The organism is Streptomyces sp. NBC_01508, from assembly GCF_045040315.1.
Lineage (GTDB): Bacteria > Actinomycetota > Actinomycetes > Streptomycetales > Streptomycetaceae > Streptomyces.
In genome coordinates, this window is sequence record NZ_CP109419.1 from 3,337,882 (window position 1) to 3,355,416 (window position 17,535).

Genomic DNA, 17,535 nt, shown 5'->3' on the forward strand with positions numbered 1-17,535 from the left:
CTCACGCTCCGGCGGCGACGAGTACGGCGGCGATCGCCAGGACGACCGTTCCGGCGAGCAGGGCGCCCAGGTAGGTCTGCACATTGCCGGTCTGCGCGCCGCGTACGGCGGTGCCGAGCCAGCGGGTGCCGGTGCCCGCCCCGCGTACGTACGTGTCGACGACCTCGCGGTCGAGGAAGCGGACCAGTTGGGCCGCGCCCTGGACCGGGCGTTGGAAGAGGGTGCGGTAGACGGCGTCCAGGTGGAAGCCGGCGGCGGCGTGGCGGTGGAGTCTGCCGAGCAGGAGCCGGCCGGGGTCGGCGGGGTCGGGCGCCGAGGCGATGTTGCCGTAGGCGGCGGTGTGGCTGGCCATGGCCTCGACCTCGGAGAGGGCGGGCTCGGCGTCCGGGTGCGCGGCGACGGCACCCATGGGGGTGCGCGCGGCGAGTGCCGTGGTGTGGCTCCAGGCGCCGTAGGTGACCAGTCCGCCGACGAGCGCGACGCCTGTGCCGAGGACGGAGGTGGTGATCGTCGGGGTCAGGCTCTCGGCGTCCAGCCAGGGGGCGATGAGGCCGACGGTCAGGCCGAAGGCGAGTGAGGGGACGGCGAGCACCCACAGGACGGAGTTCATCGACAGGGGCTGCCTGCCGTGGTCGGCGGCTTCGGCGCCCCGGCCGCGGAAGGCGAGGAGCCACAGGCGCGAGGCGTAGGCGGCGGTGAGGAGGGCGGTGAGCAGACCGGCGACCAGCACGGTCCAGCCCGCGACGTCCGGGGCGATGTCGGACTTGCCGAGCGCCGTGTGTTCGGCGGCGACGAGGACGGCTTCCTTGGAGAAGAAGCCGGCGAAGGGCGGGATGGCGGCGAGCGCGAGGAGCGCGATCGTCATCGTCCAGTAGGCGTCGGGGACGCGTTTGGCGAGGCCGCCCATCCGGGACATGGCGGCGAGCGAGTTGGTGCCGGCGGCGTGGATGATCACGCCGGCGCCGAGGAAGAGAAGCGCCTTGAAGGCGCCGTGCGAGATGAGGTGGAAGACGGCCGCGCCCCGGTCGCCCACGGCCAGCGCGCCCGACATGTAGCCGAGTTGGCCGATGGTCGAGTAGGCGAGGACACGTTTGATGTCGTCCTGCGCGAGGGCGGCGATCGCCGAGCCGACCATGGTGATCGCGGCCATGACGGCGAGCACCAGCAGGGCCGCGGCGGAGGCGGCGAAGACGGGGAGGAGACGGGCCACGAAGTAGATACCGGCGGCGACCATCGTCGCCGCGTGGATCAGCGCGGAGACGGGGGTGGGACCGGCCATCGCGTCGGGCAGCCAGGTGTGCAGCGGGAATTGGGCCGACTTGCCCGCGACACCGGCGATCAGCAGCAGGGCGATCAGGGTGGGGTGGTCGAGCCCGCCGTTGCCGACGGCCCGCAGGACGCCCGTGATCCGGAACGTGCCGGTGTCGACGGCGAGCGCGAACAGACCGAGCAGGAAGGGGACATCACCGAGTTTGGTGACCAGGAACGCCTTCAGGGAGGCGGCGCGCGCCTCGGGCGTCTCCCAGTAGTGGCCGACCAGGAAGTACGAGCAGATGCCCATGATCTCCCAGCCGACCAGCAGCACCATCAGGTCGCCGGAGTAGACGACGAGCAGCATCGCGGAGGTGAAGAGGGAGACGAGAGCGGCGTACGAGGGGTAGCGCGGGTCGTCGCGCAGATAGCCCGTCGAGTAGATCTGCACGCAGGTCGCGACGGCACCGACGAGGATCGCGACGAGGGCGGCGAAGCCGTCGATGTGCAGGGCGAGATCGATCGGGACCGAGCCGGTCGGGGTGAGCTGGGTCGCGGCGTCGATCGGTGGGCGGGTGCCGCCGTGCCCGTCGCTCTGGCGTACGGCGACGAGCGCGGCGAGTACGGCGGCGGCGAGCGGCGGCAGGACGGCCAGGGGCCGGACGAATCCGGGGGCCGTACGGCCGAGGAGCAGTCCGGCGACCGCGCCGAGGAACGGCAGGAGCGGGACGAGGACGGCGAGGGTGGTCGTGGTCACGCGGTGGCCTCAGCCTTCTCTGCCCGGGCGGCGGCTTGGGCTTGGCCTTCGGCTTGGGCTTGGGCTTCGGCTTGGGCTTGGGCTTCGGCGGATTCGGCCGCCGCCTCTCGGGCGGCTTCGTCGGTCGCGTCGCTCTCGACGCTGTCGCGGAGCCGGTCGACGTCCGAGGTACCGCGGCTGCGGTAGACCATCAGCACGATCGCCAGGCCGATGCCGATCTCGGCGGCGGCGATGGCGATCACGAAGAGAGTGAGGGCCTGGCCGGCGTGCAGGGTGTCGCGCAGCCACACGTCGAAGGCGACGAGGTTGAGATTGACGGCGTTGAGCATCAGCTCGACGGACATGAGGACGAGGATCGCGTTGCGGCGGGCGAGTACCCCGTACAGACCGGTGCAGAAGAGCAGCGCCGCGAGCACGGCGGGATAGGCGAGATGCATCAGCGCTGCTCCTTGCCGCGAGCGGCGTCGCTCTTGCGGGACAGGACGATCGCGCCGATGAGCGCGGCGAGCAGCAGGACGGAGAGCGCTTCGAAGGGCAGCACCCAGTGCCGGAAGAGGAATTGGCCGGTGACCTCGGTGGACCCCTGGGCGGGGCCGTCGAGATCGATCCAGGTCGTGCGGAACGCGTCGACGACCACCCACACGAGCGCGGCGGCGGCGGTGAGCGCCACCGCGAGCGCGACCCACCGGTTCTCCGAATCCGCGTCCGGGGAGCGGCCGATGGGCGCCTTCGTCAGCATCAGACCGAACAGAAGGAGGACGACGACGGAACCGACATAGATCAGGACCTGCACCCAGGCGATGAACTCGGCCGTCAGCAGCAGGTATTCGACGGCCAGGCCGCCGAGCGCCACGACGAGCCAGAGGGCGGCGTGCACCAGCTGCTTGGTCGTGACGGTGATGACGGCCGCGCCGAGGGTGACGAGACCGACGAGGAGAAAGGCGATCTCGACGCCGGTCGGGGACAGGAAGCCGGGATGGGCGGCTGCGAGGGGGGCTGCCGCGAGGGCGGACGCGAGGGGGGTCACTCGCCGCCCTCCCGCTGCTGCTCGTGCTGCTGCTCCTGCTGCGGTGTGGCGGCTTGTGCCGCCGCGAGCTTGTCGGCCGTCTTGCGGGCGGCGGCGATCTCCTTCGGCTCCTCGGCGCCCGGGTCGAGGGCGGGCGGGGCCGGCACGGTCCACATCCAGTCGCGGAGTCTGTCCCGCTCGTGGGTGAGTTCGAGGATGTCCGTCTCCGCGTACTCGAACTCCGGTGACCAGAACAGCGCGTCGAAAGGACAGACCTCGATGCAGATACCGCAGTACATGCAGAGCGAGAAGTCGATGGCGAACCGGTCGAGGACGTTCCGGCTGCGCTCACGCCCGCCGGGGGCGGCGGCCGGAAGTGTCTCCTTGTGGGAGTCGATGTAGATGCACCAGTCGGGGCACTCACGGGCGCAGAGCATGCAGACCGTGCAGTTCTCCTCGAACAGGCCGATCACGCCGCGGCTGCGGGGCGGGAGTTCGGGCTGGGTGTCCGGATACCGCGCGGTGACGGTCTTCCTGGTCATCGTACGAAGGGTGACGGCCAGCCCCTTGGCCAGGCCGCTACCGGGGATCGGAGGCACTTACTGGATCACCACCTTGACGATGCCGGTGAGGGCGATCTGGGCGAGGGCGAGCGGGATGAGCACGGTCCAGGCGAGCTTCTGGAGCTGGTCCTCGCGCAGCCGCGGATAGCTGACGCGCAGCCAGATGACGACGAAGGCGAGGAGGAACGTCTTGAGGAGGGTCCAGAGCCAGCCGAGTCCGTCGCCGCCGAACGGGCCGTGCCAGCCGCCCAGGAACAGGACGGTGGTCAGTCCGCACAGGACGACGATGCCCGCGTACTCGGCGAGCAGGAACAGCGCGAAGCGCAGACCGGTGTACTCGGTGTAGGCACCGAAGATGATCTCGGAGTCCGCGACCGGCATGTCGAAGGGAGGGCGCTGGAGTTCGGCGAGGCCGGCGACGAAGAAGACGAGGGCGCCGACGATCTGCCAGGGCAGCCACCACCACTCGAAGGCGTTCAGGATGCCCGGCAGCGAGACGGTGCCGGCCGCCATCGCGACGGAGGCCGCCGCGAGCAGCATCGGCAGTTCGTACGCGAGCAGTTGGGCGGCCGTGCGCAACCCGCCGAGCAGGGAGAACTTGTTGGCCGACGCCCAGCCCGCCATGAGCGAGCCGAGCACGCCGACGCCCATCACGGCGAGTACGAAGAAGATGCCCGCGTCGACGATCTCGCCGACCGCGCCCTCCTGGGGGCCGATCGGGATCACGAGCAGTACGAGGAGGTAGGGCAGCAGGGCGACGGCGGGGGCGAGCTGGAAGATCCGGCGGTCGGCGGCGGCCGGGACGATGTCTTCCTTCTGCGCGAACTTCACGCCGTCTGCGACGAGTTGGGCCCAGCCGTGGAAACCGCCGACGTACATGGGGCCGAGGCGGCCCTGCATGTGGGCCATGACCTTGTGCTCGGTCTGTCCGACGACGAGAGGGAGGACGAGGAAGGCGGCGAAGACGATGACCAGCCGGATGGCGACATCGAGCACGTCGTTCACGCGTCTCCTCCGGGGCGGTCGGGGTCCGGGTCGGCGTCGGCGTCGGCGTCGGCGTCGGCGTCGGCGTCGGCGTCGGCGTCGGCGTCGGCGGAACCCTCGCGGGCATCGGGGTCGCCGTCCGGAGTCGCCTCCGGCGCCGACTTGGGCTCGTGTGTCGGCCCGCCCTCGGGCGCGGGCATCGGTTCGCCTTCCGGCGTCGGCCCCGGCGGCGGTTCTGCCGGCGGTTCTGCCGGCGGAGTTGTCGTCCGCTGGTCCGTCGGCGGAGCGTCGAACGCCGGGCGCGGGTCGTGCCAAGGGGCCGGGGCGGCATTCGGCGCGGGCGCGGCGGGCTGTTGGGTCGCGGAGCCGTCCGCGGCGCTGCGGGTGCGGCGGGGCGGGCGGTCGCCCGCCGCGCGGGGTGTGCGGGCCGGGCGGGCGGCGGCCGGGGGCAGTTGGCCCTTGAGTGGACCCCATTCGTTCGGGTCCGGTACGCCGGGCGGCAGCATCTGGCGCCGCTTGGGTCCGGTGTGTCCCGGCGCGGACTCCCCCGGCTCCTTCGCGCCCGGCCACGCCTTCGCGACCCGGGCCGCGAGGACGAAGTCCTTGCGCAGCGGATGTCCTTCGAAGGTCTCGGGCAGCAGCAGGTGCACCAGGTTGGGGTGGCCGGTGAAGGAGATGCCGAACATTTCGTACGTCTCGCGCTCGTGCCAGCCCGCGCCCGCGTAGACCCCGAGGGCGGTCGGCAGCACCGCGGCCTCGTGCGGGACGGTCGTACGGACCAACAGGCGCCGCACGGAACGGCGTTCGACCGAGGCGACGTGCACCCCGACGCGGAAGCCGGTGCCCGGTTCGTCGACGGCGCTCAGCCAGTCGAAGTACGTGCAGCCCAGCGCGTCACGGGCGGTTTCGAGCGCGGTCAGCCAGGAGTCGGCGGGGACGTCGACCGTCAGGAGGTCGTACGCGCGTTCCGCCGTGGCGTCCGCGCCGAAGATCTCGGCGACCCCGCCGGGAAGGCTGTCGTACGCGTCCGGAGCGGCGGAGGACATCACGCGCTCTCCCCCGGCGTCGGCGGCGCCGCGATCAGCCCGCTGCGCAGCGCGGCGGTGGTGGGCCGGTGGCCCTCGGAGCCGTAACGCTCGCCCAGCGACTCGCGGGAGATCTTCTCCTGGAGTTTGAGGATCCCCTGGAGCAGCGCCTCGGGGCGTGGCGGGCAGCCCGGTACGTAGACGTCGACCGGGATGATCTGGTCGACGCCCTTCGTGACGGAGTACGAGTCCCAGTACGGGCCACCGCAGTTGGAGCAGGCGCCGAAGGAGATCACGTACTTGGGCTCGGGCATCTGCTCGAAGAGCCGTTTCACCGCGGGTGCCATCTTGTCCGTCACCGTGCCGGACACGACCATCAGGTCGGCCTGGCGCGGGCCCGGCGCGAGGGGGATGACGCCGAGCCGGATGAAGTCGTGGCGGGCCATCGACGCGGCGATGAACTCGATGGCGCAGCAGGCGAGTCCGAAGTTGAAGACCCAGAGGCTGTAGCGGCGGCCCCAGTTGAGGACCACCTTCATCGGCTGGGGTGCCAGCCGGGAGAGCACGCCCAGGCGTTGCGGGTTCGGCAGCTCGACCGGTGCGGCGGCGGGCGCGGGCGCGGCGCCTGCGGTGGGATCGGCGGCAGCGGTGGGATCGGCGGCAGCGGTGGGATCGGCGGCAGCGGGAGTCGCGGGGGTCACGTCCATTCCAGGACGCCCTTCTTCCATGCGTAGAGCAGTCCTACGGCCAGGAAGCCGAGGAAGATGAACATCTCGACGAGCGTCGTCGCGCCGTATCCCGGGGCCGCGAAGACCGTCGCCCACGGGAAGAGGAAGATCGAGTCGACGGCGAAGATGACGTAGAGGAACGCGTAGACGTAGTAGCGCACCTGGGTGTGTGCCCAGCCCTCGCCCACCGGGTCGACGCCGCATTCGTACGTGAGCAGCTTCTCGGGCGTCGGTACCACCGGCCGCAGCAGCCGGCCCGCTCCGAAGGCCACGGCGACGAAGAGCACGCCGACGACCGCGAGCAGTCCGACCACCGAATAGCTCTGGAAGTACTCCGACGCGAGAACGGTCGGTTCCGGCACGTCCGTCACCCGCCCCTCGCTCCGCCGATCGGTGTTTCCTGGATCCTGGTCCGTGATCTGTACGCACGGGAGTCTAGGCCCTGCTAAAGGGACCGTAAGCAGTCGGTCGCGTATCAGTCACGGCGGGGTCATGGCCGGGTCCGGTGCCGGACGACCCGCCGCCGCCACACCCGCCGGTCGCACCGCCCTCGCGGAGGTGGTGGGGTTATCCCCACCGAGGGTCCCCCAGTCACCCCATGGCGTGCGCCCGCGCAGCCGTGCAGGCTAGGGCCTTATGAACGCCCGTAACAGCGTCCCCGACGTCCCCGACGTCCCGGACGACGAACGACCGCCGCCGCCCCGTTTCGCCTACGACCGGCACACCTGGAAGGAGATCGCCCATCTCCTCGCCAATCTGCCGGTCTCGATCGCGGGCTTCGTCTACGTCATGGTCGCCGTACCCACCGGTGTCGCCCTGTCCGTCACCGTGATCGGCCTGCCGTGGCTCGCCGGCGGTCTGGCCGGTGCCCGGCTGCTGGGCAAGGCCGAACGGGCGCGGGCGCGCGCCCTGCTGGGGGTCCGGATCGACGAGCCGAGCCCGCTCCGTGGGCGCGGCCGCCGGGAGAGGCGGGCGCGCGGCACCGAGGGGTTCTTCCCCTGGCTGTGGACGGGGCTGAAGGACCCGGTGGCCTGGCGGACCGCGCTGTACGAGTTCATCCGGCTGCCCTGGGGGATCCTGACCTTCACGATCACCCTGGTGGGTCTCTTCGTGCTCTGGCCGGTGCTGCCCCACATCGCCCGCGGTCTCACCAACGCCGACCGGGCCATGGTGCGCGGGCTGCTCTCGCCGTCCGACGAGTTGGAGAGCCGGATCGCGGAACTGGAGTCGGACCGGGGCGTCGTGGTGGACACGGCCGCCGCCGATCTGCGCCGTATCGAACGCGACCTGCACGACGGGGCACAGGCCCGGCTGGTGGCTCTCGCCATGGGACTCGGGCTCGCGAAGGAGAAGTTGCCGGCGGACCCCGAAGCGGCGGCGAACATGGTGGACGAGGCGCACGGCGAGGTGAAGCTGGCCCTCCAGGAGCTGCGCGACCTCGCGCGGGGCATCCACCCGGCCGTCCTGACGGACCGGGGCCTGGACGCGGCGCTCTCCTCCATCGCCTCCCGCTGCACCGTGCCGGTCAAGGTCGACGTCGAGCTGGACGAGCGGCCGGCGGCGGCGATCGAGGGCATCGCGTACTTCACCGTCTCGGAGCTGCTCCAGAACGTCAGCAAGCACAGCGGTGCCCGCACGGCCGGTGTCGAGGTGTGGCGGACGAAGGACCGGCTGCTGATCCAGATCCAGGACGACGGGCGCGGGGGCGCGCGGCTGGACGGCGGGAGCGGCATGGCGGGGCTGGCGGAGCGCCTGGGCGCGGTCGACGGTCTCTTCGTGCTCGATTCGCCGGTCGGGGGTCCGACGGTCGTCACGGCCGAACTGCCGTGGCGAAAGCGGGAGAAGTCCTGACGAGTGGCGGACGCCGACCCCGTACGGAGGGTGTGAAACCGCACCACGGGGGGTGGGGAAAACCCCAGGGTGAAGACGGATACCGGCCTCATGGTGCGGGCGCGGCCGGCGGACCAGCATAGAGACACACAGTAGAGACAGAAAGACACAGGGATACGGCCTGAAGCACCGCCCACCCCACTCGCACCGCCGCACCGCCCACCACCCGACCCACCCGCACCGCCCGCCCCGCTCGCAGAACGGACGACACGATGGCCACGGACTACCACCTCTCGCGGACACAGCCACAGCGCCGCACCCTCCCGCCGGCACTGCGCGCTCCGTTCACGGGCCGCGCGTGGAAGGAGTTCGGCTATCTCCTCCTCAACCTTCCGATGGGCATCCTCTTCTTCGTCTACGCGGTGACGATGATCTCGCTCAGCGCGGGGCTCCTGGTGACCTTCCTCGGCATTCCGCTGCTGGCCGCCTCGCTCATCGGCTGCCGGGCGCTGGGGGCCGTCGAGCGGACGAGGGCGCGGGTCCTGCTCGGCCTGGACGTCGCGAGCCCGCTGCCCGTGCGCGGGGAGAAGCCCGGTCTGATGTCGTGGGTCGGGGCTGTCCTCAGGAGCGGGGTGTCCTGGCGGCATCTGCTCTACGGCTTCGTGCACTTCCCGTGGGCGGTGTTCTCCTTCGCCGCGTCCGTGACCGTCACGGTCACCGGCTGGACCCTCTTCCTCTATCCGCTGTGGCAGTGGGTCTTCCCCGCACACACGGACCGGGACGGCATCACGGTCTTCAGTGACGGCACGAACGACTTCTATGTGGACACCCCGTTCGAGATAGCCGCCACCAGCGTGATCGGTCTCGTCATCGTCCTCGCCTCGCCGTGGCTGAACCGCGGGCTGACCGGTGTGGACCGGCTGCTGGTCGCCGGGCTGCTCGGCCCGTCCCGGCTGGCGACGCGCGTCTCCGAGCTGGAGTCGGACCGCGGAGTAGTGGTGGACACGGCCGCCGCCGATCTGCGCCGTATCGAGCGTGACCTGCACGACGGGGCGCAGGCCCGGCTGGTCGCCCTGGCCATGGATCTGGGGCTGGCGAAGGAGAAGCTGCTGGCGGACCCGGAGGCGGCGGCGCGGATGGTCGACGAGGCGCACGGCGAGGTCAAGGTCGCGCTCCAGGAGCTGCGCGATCTGGCGCGGGGCATCCACCCGGCGGTCCTCACCGACCGGGGTCTGGACGCGGCGCTGTCCTCCGTCGCCTCCCGCTGCACCGTGCCGGTCGAGGTCGAGGTCGACCTGGAGTACCGCCCGGCGGCGGCGATCGAGGGCATCGCGTACTTCACCGTCTCGGAGCTGCTCCAGAACGTCAGCAAGCACGCCAGGGCCGGCCGCGCCTCGGTGGACGTGTGGCGGATGGGGAACCGGCTGATGCTCCAGGTCTCGGACGACGGGCGGGGCGGGGCGAACATGTCGTCGGGCAGCGGCCTGGCCGGTCTCGCGGAGCGGCTCGACGCGGTGGACGGGATCCTGGTCGTCGACTCGCCGGTCGGCGGTCCGACGGCGGTGACGGCGGAGCTGCCCTGGCGGAAGTGACACCCGGAGAGTCGGCAGGCAGGCAAGCAGGCAGGCAGGCAGGCAGGCAGCCGGGCGGACGGACAGACAGAAGGACAGACAGACAGACAGACAGGCAGGCAGGCAGGCAGGCAGGCAGGCGGACTGAAGGACAGACACAGAGCGCGGCTGCGGCGCACCGGACATCGTCCGGTGCGCCGGAGTCGCGTCTCCCAGTTTGATCAGTTGCCTGCCAGTTCCCTGTCAGTGCGCCCCACGCAGATACGAATGCTGGGATGCTGGGGCCGCAGCGCGGGCGCGGAGCGCGTACGCACATCGACATGGGGGCGACAGGGTCGTGGAGGACAGGGTACGAGTGGTCATCGCCGAGGATTCGGTGCTCCTGCGGGAGGGCCTGACCCGGCTGCTGACCGATCTCGGGCATGACGTCGTCGCCGGGGTCGGGGACGGCGAGGCGCTGATCAAGACTGTCGGCGACCTGGCCCGCGAGGGCGCGGCGCCGGACGTGGTGGTGGCCGACGTACGGATGCCGCCGACCCACACCGACGAGGGTGTCCGGGCGGCGGTGCAGTTGCGCAAGGAGCATCCGGGGATCGGTGTGCTCGTGCTGTCGCAGTACGTGGAGGAGCAGTACGCGACGGAACTGCTCGCGGGCAGCAGCCGGGGGGTCGGCTATCTGCTCAAGGACCGGGTGGCCGAGGTCCGGGAGTTCGTGGACGCGGTCGTACGGGTGGCCGGGGGCGGCACCGCGCTGGACCCGGAGGTGGTGGCGCAGCTGCTCGGCCGGAGCCGTAAGCAGGGCGTGCTGGTCGGTCTGACCCCCCGGGAGCGCGAGGTGCTGGGTCTGATGGCGGAGGGCCGGACGAACTCGGCGATCGCCAGACAGCTGGTGGTGAGCGACGGCGCGGTGGAGAAGCACGTCAGCAACATCTTCCAGAAGCTCGGGCTGTCGCCCAGTGTCGGAGATCACCGCAGGGTGCTGGCCGTGCTGACGTACCTGAACTCGTGACGGAGCCGGTCGGTGCCCCTCCGGTGCTCGTCCGGTGGCCCGGCGTGCCCCGGCCCCGAGGTCATGGACCGGGCGCGCGTAGAGCCCCGGACAGGGCCTAGTCCAAAAGACTGAGTTCGAATCGGCACAGATCAGGATGAACACAGAGCGCCCGGGGGCGGAGAAAACATGGCAAATTGCCACAGCGAAGCGTCTCAGAACGACGTCCACCATGCGAGCGGTCCAGGGAAGGCGACCCTTACCAACGTAGGGTGGCCCCTGGGTGTGCCGGTCGCGCCGGTCAGCCCCAGCAGCCGCCTCGAGGGAGGTCCAGTTCAGTGACCAGCCAGGTCAGTAGCCCAGCCGAGCAGGCCGACGAGGCTGACGACGCGAGCGAGTCCGTCGTCGGCGAACAGCGCACCGTGCCCGAAACACCGGGTACGCCCGGTGTGCCTGGTGCGCACGGCGTACCCGGTGAGAAGGAAGTCCGCCGTCTGGACCGGGTGATCATCCGTTTCGCGGGTGACTCCGGTGACGGCATGCAGCTGACGGGTGACCGGTTCACCTCGGAGACGGCGTCGTTCGGGAACGACCTGTCGACGCTGCCGAACTTCCCCGCCGAGATCCGCGCGCCCGCCGGCACGCTGCCGGGCGTCTCCTCGTTCCAGCTGCACTTCGCCGACCACGACATCCTCACCCCGGGCGACGCGCCGAACGTGCTGGTCGCGATGAACCCGGCCGCGCTCAAGGCGAACATCGCCGACGTGCCGCGCGGCGCCGACATCATCGTCAACACGGACGAGTTCACCAAGCGCCCCATGGCGAAGGTCGGCTATCTCACCTCGCCGCTGGAGGACGGGTCGCTGGAGGCGTACCAGCTCCACCCCGTCCCGCTGACGACGCTGACGATCGAGGCGCTGAAGGAGTTCGGGCTCTCCCGCAAGGAGGCCGAGCGGTCGAAGAACATGTTCGCGCTGGGTCTGCTGTCGTGGATGTACCACCGCCCCACGGAGGGCACGGAGAAGTTCCTGCGGACGAAGTTCGCGAAGAAGCCGCAGATCGCCGAGGCCAACGTGGCCGCGTTCCGGGCCGGTTGGAACTTCGGCGAGACGACCGAGGACTTCGCGGTCAGCTACGAGGTCGCCCCCGCCACCAAGGCGTTCCCCACCGGCACGTACCGCAACATCTCCGGGAACCTGGCGCTGTCGTACGGCCTGATCGCCGCCTCCCACCAGGCGGATCTGCCGCTCTACCTCGGCTCGTACCCGATCACGCCGGCGTCCGACATCCTCCACGAGCTGTCCCGCCACAAGAACTTCGGCGTCCGCACCTTCCAGGCCGAGGACGAGATCGCCGCCATCGGCGCGGCGCTCGGCGCGTCCTTCGGCGGCTCCCTCGCCGTGACGACCACCTCGGGACCCGGTGTGGCCCTGAAGTCGGAGACGATCGGGCTGGCGGTGTCGCTGGAGCTGCCCCTGCTGGTGGTGGCGATCCAGCGCGGCGGGCCGTCGACCGGTCTGCCGACCAAGACCGAGCAGGCCGACCTGCTCCAGGCGATGTACGGCCGTAACGGCGAGGCGCCGGTGCCGATCGTCGCCCCGCGGACGCCGGCGGACTGCTTCGACGCGGCCATCGAGGCCGCCCGGATCGCGGTCACGTACCGTACGCCGGTCTTCCTGCTCTCGGACGGTTACCTGGCCAACGGCTCCGAGCCCTGGCGGATCCCCGAGCAGGACGAACTGCCGGACCTGGGCGTGCAGTTCGCGTCGGGCCCCAACCACACACTGGCCGACGGCACGGAAGTGTTCTGGCCGTACAAGCGCGACCCGCACACGCTGGCCCGCCCCTGGGCCGTGCCCGGCACGCCCGGCCTGGAACACCGCATCGGCGGCATCGAGAAGCAGGACGGCACGGGCAACATCTCCTACGACCCGGCCAACCACGACTTCATGGTCCGCACCCGCCAGGCCAAGATCGACGGCATCGAGGTGCCGGACCTCGCCGTGGACGACCCGGACGGCGCGCGCACGCTGGTGCTGGGCTGGGGCTCCACGTACGGCCCGATCACCGCCGCCGTCCGCCGGCTGCGCGCCGACGGCCGGCCGATCGCGCAGGCGCATCTGCGCCACATCAACCCCTTCCCGAGGAATCTGGGCGAGGTGCTGAAGCGTTACGACAAGGTCGTGGTGCCGGAGATGAACCTGGGTCAGCTCGCCACGCTCCTGCGGGCGAAGTACCTCATCGACGCGCACTCCTACAACCAGGTCAACGGCATGCCGTTCAAGGCCGAACAGCTCGCCACGGCTCTCAAGGAGGCCATCGATGCCTGAGGTCAACGAGCTGCTTTCCCTCGTCCCCAAGGCCGAGGCCAAGCAGACCATGAAGGACTTCAAGTCCGACCAGGAGGTCCGCTGGTGCCCCGGCTGCGGTGACTACGCCGTGCTGGCCGCCGTGCAGGGCTTCATGCCGGACCTCGGGCTGGCCAAGGAGAACATCGTCTTCGTGTCCGGAATCGGCTGCTCCAGCCGCTTCCCGTACTACATGAACACGTACGGCATGCACTCCATCCACGGACGCGCTCCGGCCATCGCCACCGGGCTCGCCTCCTCGCGCCGCGATCTGTCCGTGTGGGTCGTCACCGGTGACGGCGACGCGCTGTCCATCGGCGGCAACCACCTGATCCACGCGCTGCGGCGCAACGTCAACCTCAAGATCCTGCTGTTCAACAACCGGATCTACGGGCTGACGAAGGGCCAGTACTCACCCACCTCCGAGGTCGGCAAGATCACCAAGTCGACGCCGATGGGCTCGCTGGACGCGCCCTTCAACCCGGTGTCGCTGGCGATCGGCGCGGAGGCGTCCTTCGTCGCCCGGACCGTCGACTCCGACCGCAAGCACCTCACGAGCGTGCTGCGCCAGGCGGCCGACCACCCGGGCACGGCACTCGTGGAGATCTACCAGAACTGCAACATCTTCAACGACGGCGCCTTCGAGGCGCTGAAGGACAAGGACCGCGCCCAGGAGGCGGTCATCCGCCTGGAGCACGGCGAGAAGATCCTCTTCGGGGCCGACAACTCCAAGGGTGTCGTACGGGACCCGGCGACCGGCGATCTCGTCGTCGTACCGGTGACGGCGGACAACGAGCACCAGATCCTGGTGCACGACGCGCACGCCACCAGCCCCACCACGGCGTTCGCGCTCTCGCGCCTCGCCGACCCGGACACCCTCCACCACACGCCGATCGGTGTCCTGCGCAGCGTCCAGCGGCCGGTCTACGACACGCTGATGAACGAGCAACTGGACACGGCCGTCGAGCAGCACGGCAAGGGCGACCTGTCGCAGCTGCTCGCCGGGAACGACACCTGGACGGTCGTCGGCTGACCCGAGCCGGCCCGTCCGTACGACCCGGGGCCCGGATCTCGTCCTCCACGAGATCCGGGCCTCGTCTTTTCCCACGGGCGGGCCGGTGTCATGACCGTATGGCGATACGGACATGACAGGCCGGCCCGCCCGGCGCTACCTTCGTCGAACTGATGTGTGCGGTTCGGGAGGGCCAGTGCCAGTGCCAGCGAAGTCGGACGGCGAGCAGCGCGCGGGACTGCTGTACGGGATCGTCGCCTACGGCATGTGGGGTCTGGTCCCGCTCTTCTGGCCCCTGCTGAAGCCCTCCGCCGCCGTCGAGATCCTGGCCCACCGGATGGTCTGGTCGGTGGTCGTCGTCGCGGTCGCGCTGCTCGTGGTGCGCCGCTGGGCGTGGGTACGGGAGTTGCTGGGCCAGCCGCGCAGGCTCGGCCTGCTCGTGATCGCCGCCACCGTGATCAGCGTCAACTGGGGCCTGTACATCTGGTCGGTCAACAGCGGCCATGTCGTCGAGGCGTCCCTCGGCTACTTCATCAACCCCCTCGTCACCATCGCCATGGGCGTCCTGCTCCTCAAGGAGCGGCTGCGGCCCGCGCAGTGGGCGGCGGTCGGCGTCGGCCTCGCCGCCGTACTGGTGCTGGCGATCGGTTACGGGCAGCCGCCCTGGATCTCGCTCACGCTGGCGTTCTCGTTCGCGACGTACGGGCTGGTGAAGAAGAAGGTCAACCTCGGCGGCCTGGAGTCGCTGGCCGCCGAGACCGTGATCCTGTTCGTGCCCGCGCTCGGCTATCTGCTCTGGCTCGGGGCCTCCGGGGACGCGACGTTCGGACCGCAGGGGGCGGGGCACGCCGCGCTGCTGGCGGCCACCGGTGTGGTGACCGCCGTGCCGCTGGTCTGCTTCGGGGCGGCGGCGATACGCGTACCGCTGTCGACGCTGGGGCTGTTGCAGTATCTGGCGCCGGTCTTCCAGTTCCTGCTCGGAATCCTGTACTTCCACGAGGCGATGCCGGCCGAGCGGTGGGCCGGATTCGCGCTGGTGTGGGCCGCGTTGACGATCCTGACGTGGGACGCGCTGCGGACGGCCCGGCGTACGCGGGGGAAGGCGGAGGCGCTGCGGCGGGCGGGGGCGAAGGCCGAGGCGCAAGCGGAGGCTGAGGCGCAGGCCGCGATCCGTGCTCAGTCGCCGGACGGGGTCAAGACCGTGGGACGGGCCGAGTCGAGCACATCGTCCGGCGACTGAGGAGCGCTCGGCCGAGGAGCGCTCGGCTGAGGAGCGCTCGGCTGCCGGCGCCGTAGTCCCGTCGCCGTGATCACCAGTCCCAGCAGCACCATCACCACCGGCACCACCAACGCCGCCCGGAAGGCGGCCAGCGACCCCTCCGCACCCGTACCCGCCGTGGACGCCAGGCCGTACACCGCCGTCACCGCCGAGATGCCGATCGCCGAGCCGAACTGCGACGAGGTGTACAGCAGCCCGCTCGCCAGCCCCTGCTCGTGCGGCGCGACGCCGTCCGTCGCCGCGATGGCCAGCGGCCCGTACGCCAGCGCGAAGGCGACACCGGTCAAAGCCAGCGTCGGGGCCATCAGCCCGAGCGACCAGTCCAGGCCGACCGGCAGGAACAGCCCGTACGCCAAAATCGCCGCCACGAAGCCGCCCACCACCACCCGCGTATTGCCGAACCGGTTGACCAGGCGCGGCGTGAGGGTCGGGGCGAGAACGAAGTCGAGACCCATCAGGGCCAGCGCGAGCGACGTCTCCAGCGAGGACCAGCCGCGCAGCTCCTGGAGGTAGAGCGTGGCCATGAACTGGAAGCCGAAGAAGGAGCCGACGAACAGCAGCGCGCCCAGGTCCGCGCGGACCATCGACGCCCTGCGGAAGATCGCTAGCCGCACCAGCGGGGCGGGCGACCGGCGCTCGACGGCGACGAAGACGTACACCAGCAGCAGTCCGGCGGCGAACGCCCCCGCCGTCAGCTGCCATCCGGAGCCGCCGTGCTCCAGCCGTACGACCCCGGCGGCCAGCAGCATCATCGCCCCCGCCGCGGCGGCGGCTCCCGGCATGTCGAAACCGTTCGCCGTCTTCACGGGCACCTCGGCGGCGGCCCCGGTACGGGGCAGCAGCCGCAGCGCGGCGATCAGCAGCGCACCCGCCAGCAGCACGGGCGCGAAGAACACCCAGCGCCAGCCGAGTTGCGTCAGCAGACCGCCGATCACCATGCCGAGCGAGAAGCCTCCGGCGGCCGTACCGGCGAAAACGAGCAGGGCGCGGTTGCGCTGCGGCCCCTCCTCGTAAGAGGTGGTGATGATCGACATCGCCGCCGGGGTCATGAAGGCCGCCGATACGCCGGTGACGAAGCGGGCGACGATCATCATCCAGCCCTCGGTGGCGAAGCCGCCGAGGCCGGAGAAGAGCAGGAAGACCGTCAGCCAGATCAGGAACATCCGGCGCCGGCCGAGCAGGTCGGCCGCGCGCCCGCCGAGCAGGGTGAACCCGGCGTAACCGAGGATGTACGCGCTCATCACCCAGGCCGCGGCGCCGGTCGACAGGTCCAGGTCGGCCCGGATCGCGGGGATCGCGACGGCGAGCATGGCAACGTCGATACCTTCGAGGAAGATCGTCCCGCAGAGGACCAGCAGCAGCGCCCAGGCCCGTGCGGACATGGCTGGGACCGATCCTGGGACCGCGGTGGCGGATGGCATGGCTGTCTCCTCAGAAGGCGCGGTGAATCGGTTACTCACGCGAGGGTCGGTTCCCTCTTGTAACCAATGCGATCCTGCGGCACCATGAGGTGTCATGGAAGAAGGCACTTTGAAGTCACCGAGGCACCCCACGGGTACCGTGGGCGCCGCCACCGCCACCACCACCGCCACCGCCGTCGTCGTCGTCGGAGACACCGCGACCACCACCACCGCCGCCGGCTGCTGCGACTACGGAGACGCGGACCCCTTCCAGTGGGACACCCGCGAGGACTGCGAGGTACGGCAGATCCTCGACCGGATCGGCGACAAGTGGTCACTACTGGTCATCGCCCTGCTCGACGTGAGCACGCTGCGCTTCACCGAACTGCGCCGGGAGATCGACGGCATCAGCCAGCGCATGCTGACGGTGACGCTGCGCCAGTTGGAACGCGACGGCCTGGTGAAACGCACGGTCCACCCGGTCGTACCCCCGCGCGTGGAGTACCAACTCACGCCGATGGGACGGACGTTGCACACGACGATCAACGCGCTGGTGGGCTGGACGGAAGAACACCAGAACCAGATCGCGGCGGCCCGCGAGGACTACGACCGGCGGGCGGCCGAGGCCGCGGCGGCGCTCTGAACGCACCGGCGTGTTCGCGGCGCGCGCTGTCAGGACCGCTCCGCACAGCCCCAACGAACCAGCCCCGCACGGCACTTGGCCGAACGGGGCTGCCTGCTGCCCGCTGTCTGCTGTCTGCTGTCTGCTGTCTGCTGTCTGTGAGGGGCTACG

General features: G+C 70.7%; 16 protein-coding genes. 7 read left to right on the forward strand and 9 right to left on the reverse strand.

What is annotated here, in order from left to right; genetic code table 11:
- Position 1: 1 nt before the first annotated feature.
- Genes OG700_RS15220 through OG700_RS15255 form a run of 8 tightly spaced genes read right to left on the reverse strand, consistent with a single transcriptional unit; the run spans position 2 to position 6,685 of the window.
- Positions 2–2,008: an NADH-quinone oxidoreductase subunit L gene (locus OG700_RS15220; protein ID WP_405613775.1), complete on the reverse strand. Its 2,007-nt coding sequence runs from the start codon at positions 2,006–2,008 to the stop codon at positions 2–4.
- Positions 2,005–2,445 carry an NADH-quinone oxidoreductase subunit NuoK gene (gene nuoK, locus OG700_RS15225; protein ID WP_405613777.1) on the reverse strand — a complete coding sequence of 147 codons (441 nt, stop codon included), beginning with the start codon at positions 2,443–2,445 and terminating at the stop codon, positions 2,005–2,007. Before nuoK ends, OG700_RS15220 begins: the two co-directional genes overlap by 4 nt.
- Positions 2,445–3,035 (reverse strand): NADH-quinone oxidoreductase subunit J, encoded by a 591-nt coding sequence (locus OG700_RS15230; protein WP_405613779.1) that lies wholly within the window; start codon positions 3,033–3,035, stop codon positions 2,445–2,447. The genes nuoK and OG700_RS15230 overlap by 1 nt, the downstream gene beginning before the upstream one ends.
- Positions 3,032–3,613 carry a NuoI/complex I 23 kDa subunit family protein gene (locus OG700_RS15235; RefSeq protein ID WP_405613781.1) on the reverse strand — a complete coding sequence of 194 codons (582 nt, stop codon included), beginning with the start codon at positions 3,611–3,613 and terminating at the stop codon, positions 3,032–3,034. Before OG700_RS15235 ends, OG700_RS15230 begins: the two co-directional genes overlap by 4 nt.
- Positions 3,614–4,582 carry an NADH-quinone oxidoreductase subunit H gene (locus OG700_RS15240; RefSeq protein ID WP_405613783.1) on the reverse strand — a complete coding sequence of 323 codons (969 nt, stop codon included), beginning with the start codon at positions 4,580–4,582 and terminating at the stop codon, positions 3,614–3,616.
- Complete coding sequence (locus OG700_RS15245) at positions 4,579–5,607, reverse strand: NADH-quinone oxidoreductase subunit C (protein ID WP_405613785.1); 1,029 nt, start codon at positions 5,605–5,607, stop codon at positions 4,579–4,581. The genes OG700_RS15240 and OG700_RS15245 overlap by 4 nt, the downstream gene beginning before the upstream one ends.
- Positions 5,607–6,293: an NADH-quinone oxidoreductase subunit B gene (locus OG700_RS15250; protein WP_405613787.1), complete on the reverse strand. Its 687-nt coding sequence runs from the start codon at positions 6,291–6,293 to the stop codon at positions 5,607–5,609. Before OG700_RS15250 ends, OG700_RS15245 begins: the two co-directional genes overlap by 1 nt.
- The gene (locus OG700_RS15255) at positions 6,284–6,685 is read right to left on the reverse strand and encodes an NADH-quinone oxidoreductase subunit A (protein ID WP_023539403.1); all 402 of its coding nucleotides are present in this window, start codon (positions 6,683–6,685) and stop codon (positions 6,284–6,286) included. The genes OG700_RS15250 and OG700_RS15255 overlap by 10 nt, the downstream gene beginning before the upstream one ends.
- Before the next feature lie 265 nt (positions 6,686–6,950).
- On the opposite strand from OG700_RS15255, the gene OG700_RS15260 reads away from it, so the two are divergent.
- From OG700_RS15260 to rarD, 6 genes are all read left to right on the forward strand, one after another.
- Entirely contained in the window at positions 6,951–8,165 is a 1,215-nt protein-coding gene (locus OG700_RS15260; protein ID WP_405613789.1) for a sensor histidine kinase, read from the forward strand.
- Positions 8,166–8,416: 251 nt separating this feature from the next.
- Positions 8,417–9,736: a sensor histidine kinase gene (locus tag OG700_RS15265; protein WP_405613791.1), complete on the forward strand. Its 1,320-nt coding sequence runs from the start codon at positions 8,417–8,419 to the stop codon at positions 9,734–9,736.
- 316 nt (positions 9,737–10,052) lie between these two features.
- Complete coding sequence (locus tag OG700_RS15270; RefSeq protein WP_405613793.1) at positions 10,053–10,724, forward strand: LuxR C-terminal-related transcriptional regulator; 672 nt, start codon at positions 10,053–10,055, stop codon at positions 10,722–10,724.
- Between the two features lie 317 nt (positions 10,725–11,041).
- Positions 11,042–13,033, forward strand: coding sequence for a 2-oxoacid:acceptor oxidoreductase subunit alpha (locus OG700_RS15275; RefSeq protein WP_405613795.1), 1,992 nt, complete (start codon positions 11,042–11,044; stop codon positions 13,031–13,033).
- Positions 13,026–14,084 carry a 2-oxoacid:ferredoxin oxidoreductase subunit beta gene (locus tag OG700_RS15280; RefSeq protein WP_405613797.1) on the forward strand — a complete coding sequence of 353 codons (1,059 nt, stop codon included), beginning with the start codon at positions 13,026–13,028 and terminating at the stop codon, positions 14,082–14,084. The genes OG700_RS15275 and OG700_RS15280 overlap by 8 nt, the downstream gene beginning before the upstream one ends.
- A 244-nt stretch (positions 14,085–14,328) precedes the next feature.
- Complete coding sequence (gene rarD, locus OG700_RS15285; protein ID WP_405621728.1) at positions 14,329–15,303, forward strand: EamA family transporter RarD; 975 nt, start codon at positions 14,329–14,331, stop codon at positions 15,301–15,303.
- Here rarD and OG700_RS15290 read toward each other — a convergent pair.
- Positions 15,240–16,724 (reverse strand): MFS transporter, encoded by a 1,485-nt coding sequence (locus tag OG700_RS15290; protein WP_405613799.1) that lies wholly within the window; start codon positions 16,722–16,724, stop codon positions 15,240–15,242. The genes rarD and OG700_RS15290 overlap by 64 nt on opposite strands.
- Before the next feature lie 133 nt (positions 16,725–16,857).
- Here OG700_RS15290 and OG700_RS15295 point away from each other — a divergent pair, with 133 nt between their 5' ends.
- Positions 16,858–17,385 carry a winged helix-turn-helix transcriptional regulator gene (locus tag OG700_RS15295; protein WP_405613801.1) on the forward strand — a complete coding sequence of 176 codons (528 nt, stop codon included), beginning with the start codon at positions 16,858–16,860 and terminating at the stop codon, positions 17,383–17,385.
- The last annotated feature ends 150 nt before the right edge of the window (positions 17,386–17,535 follow it).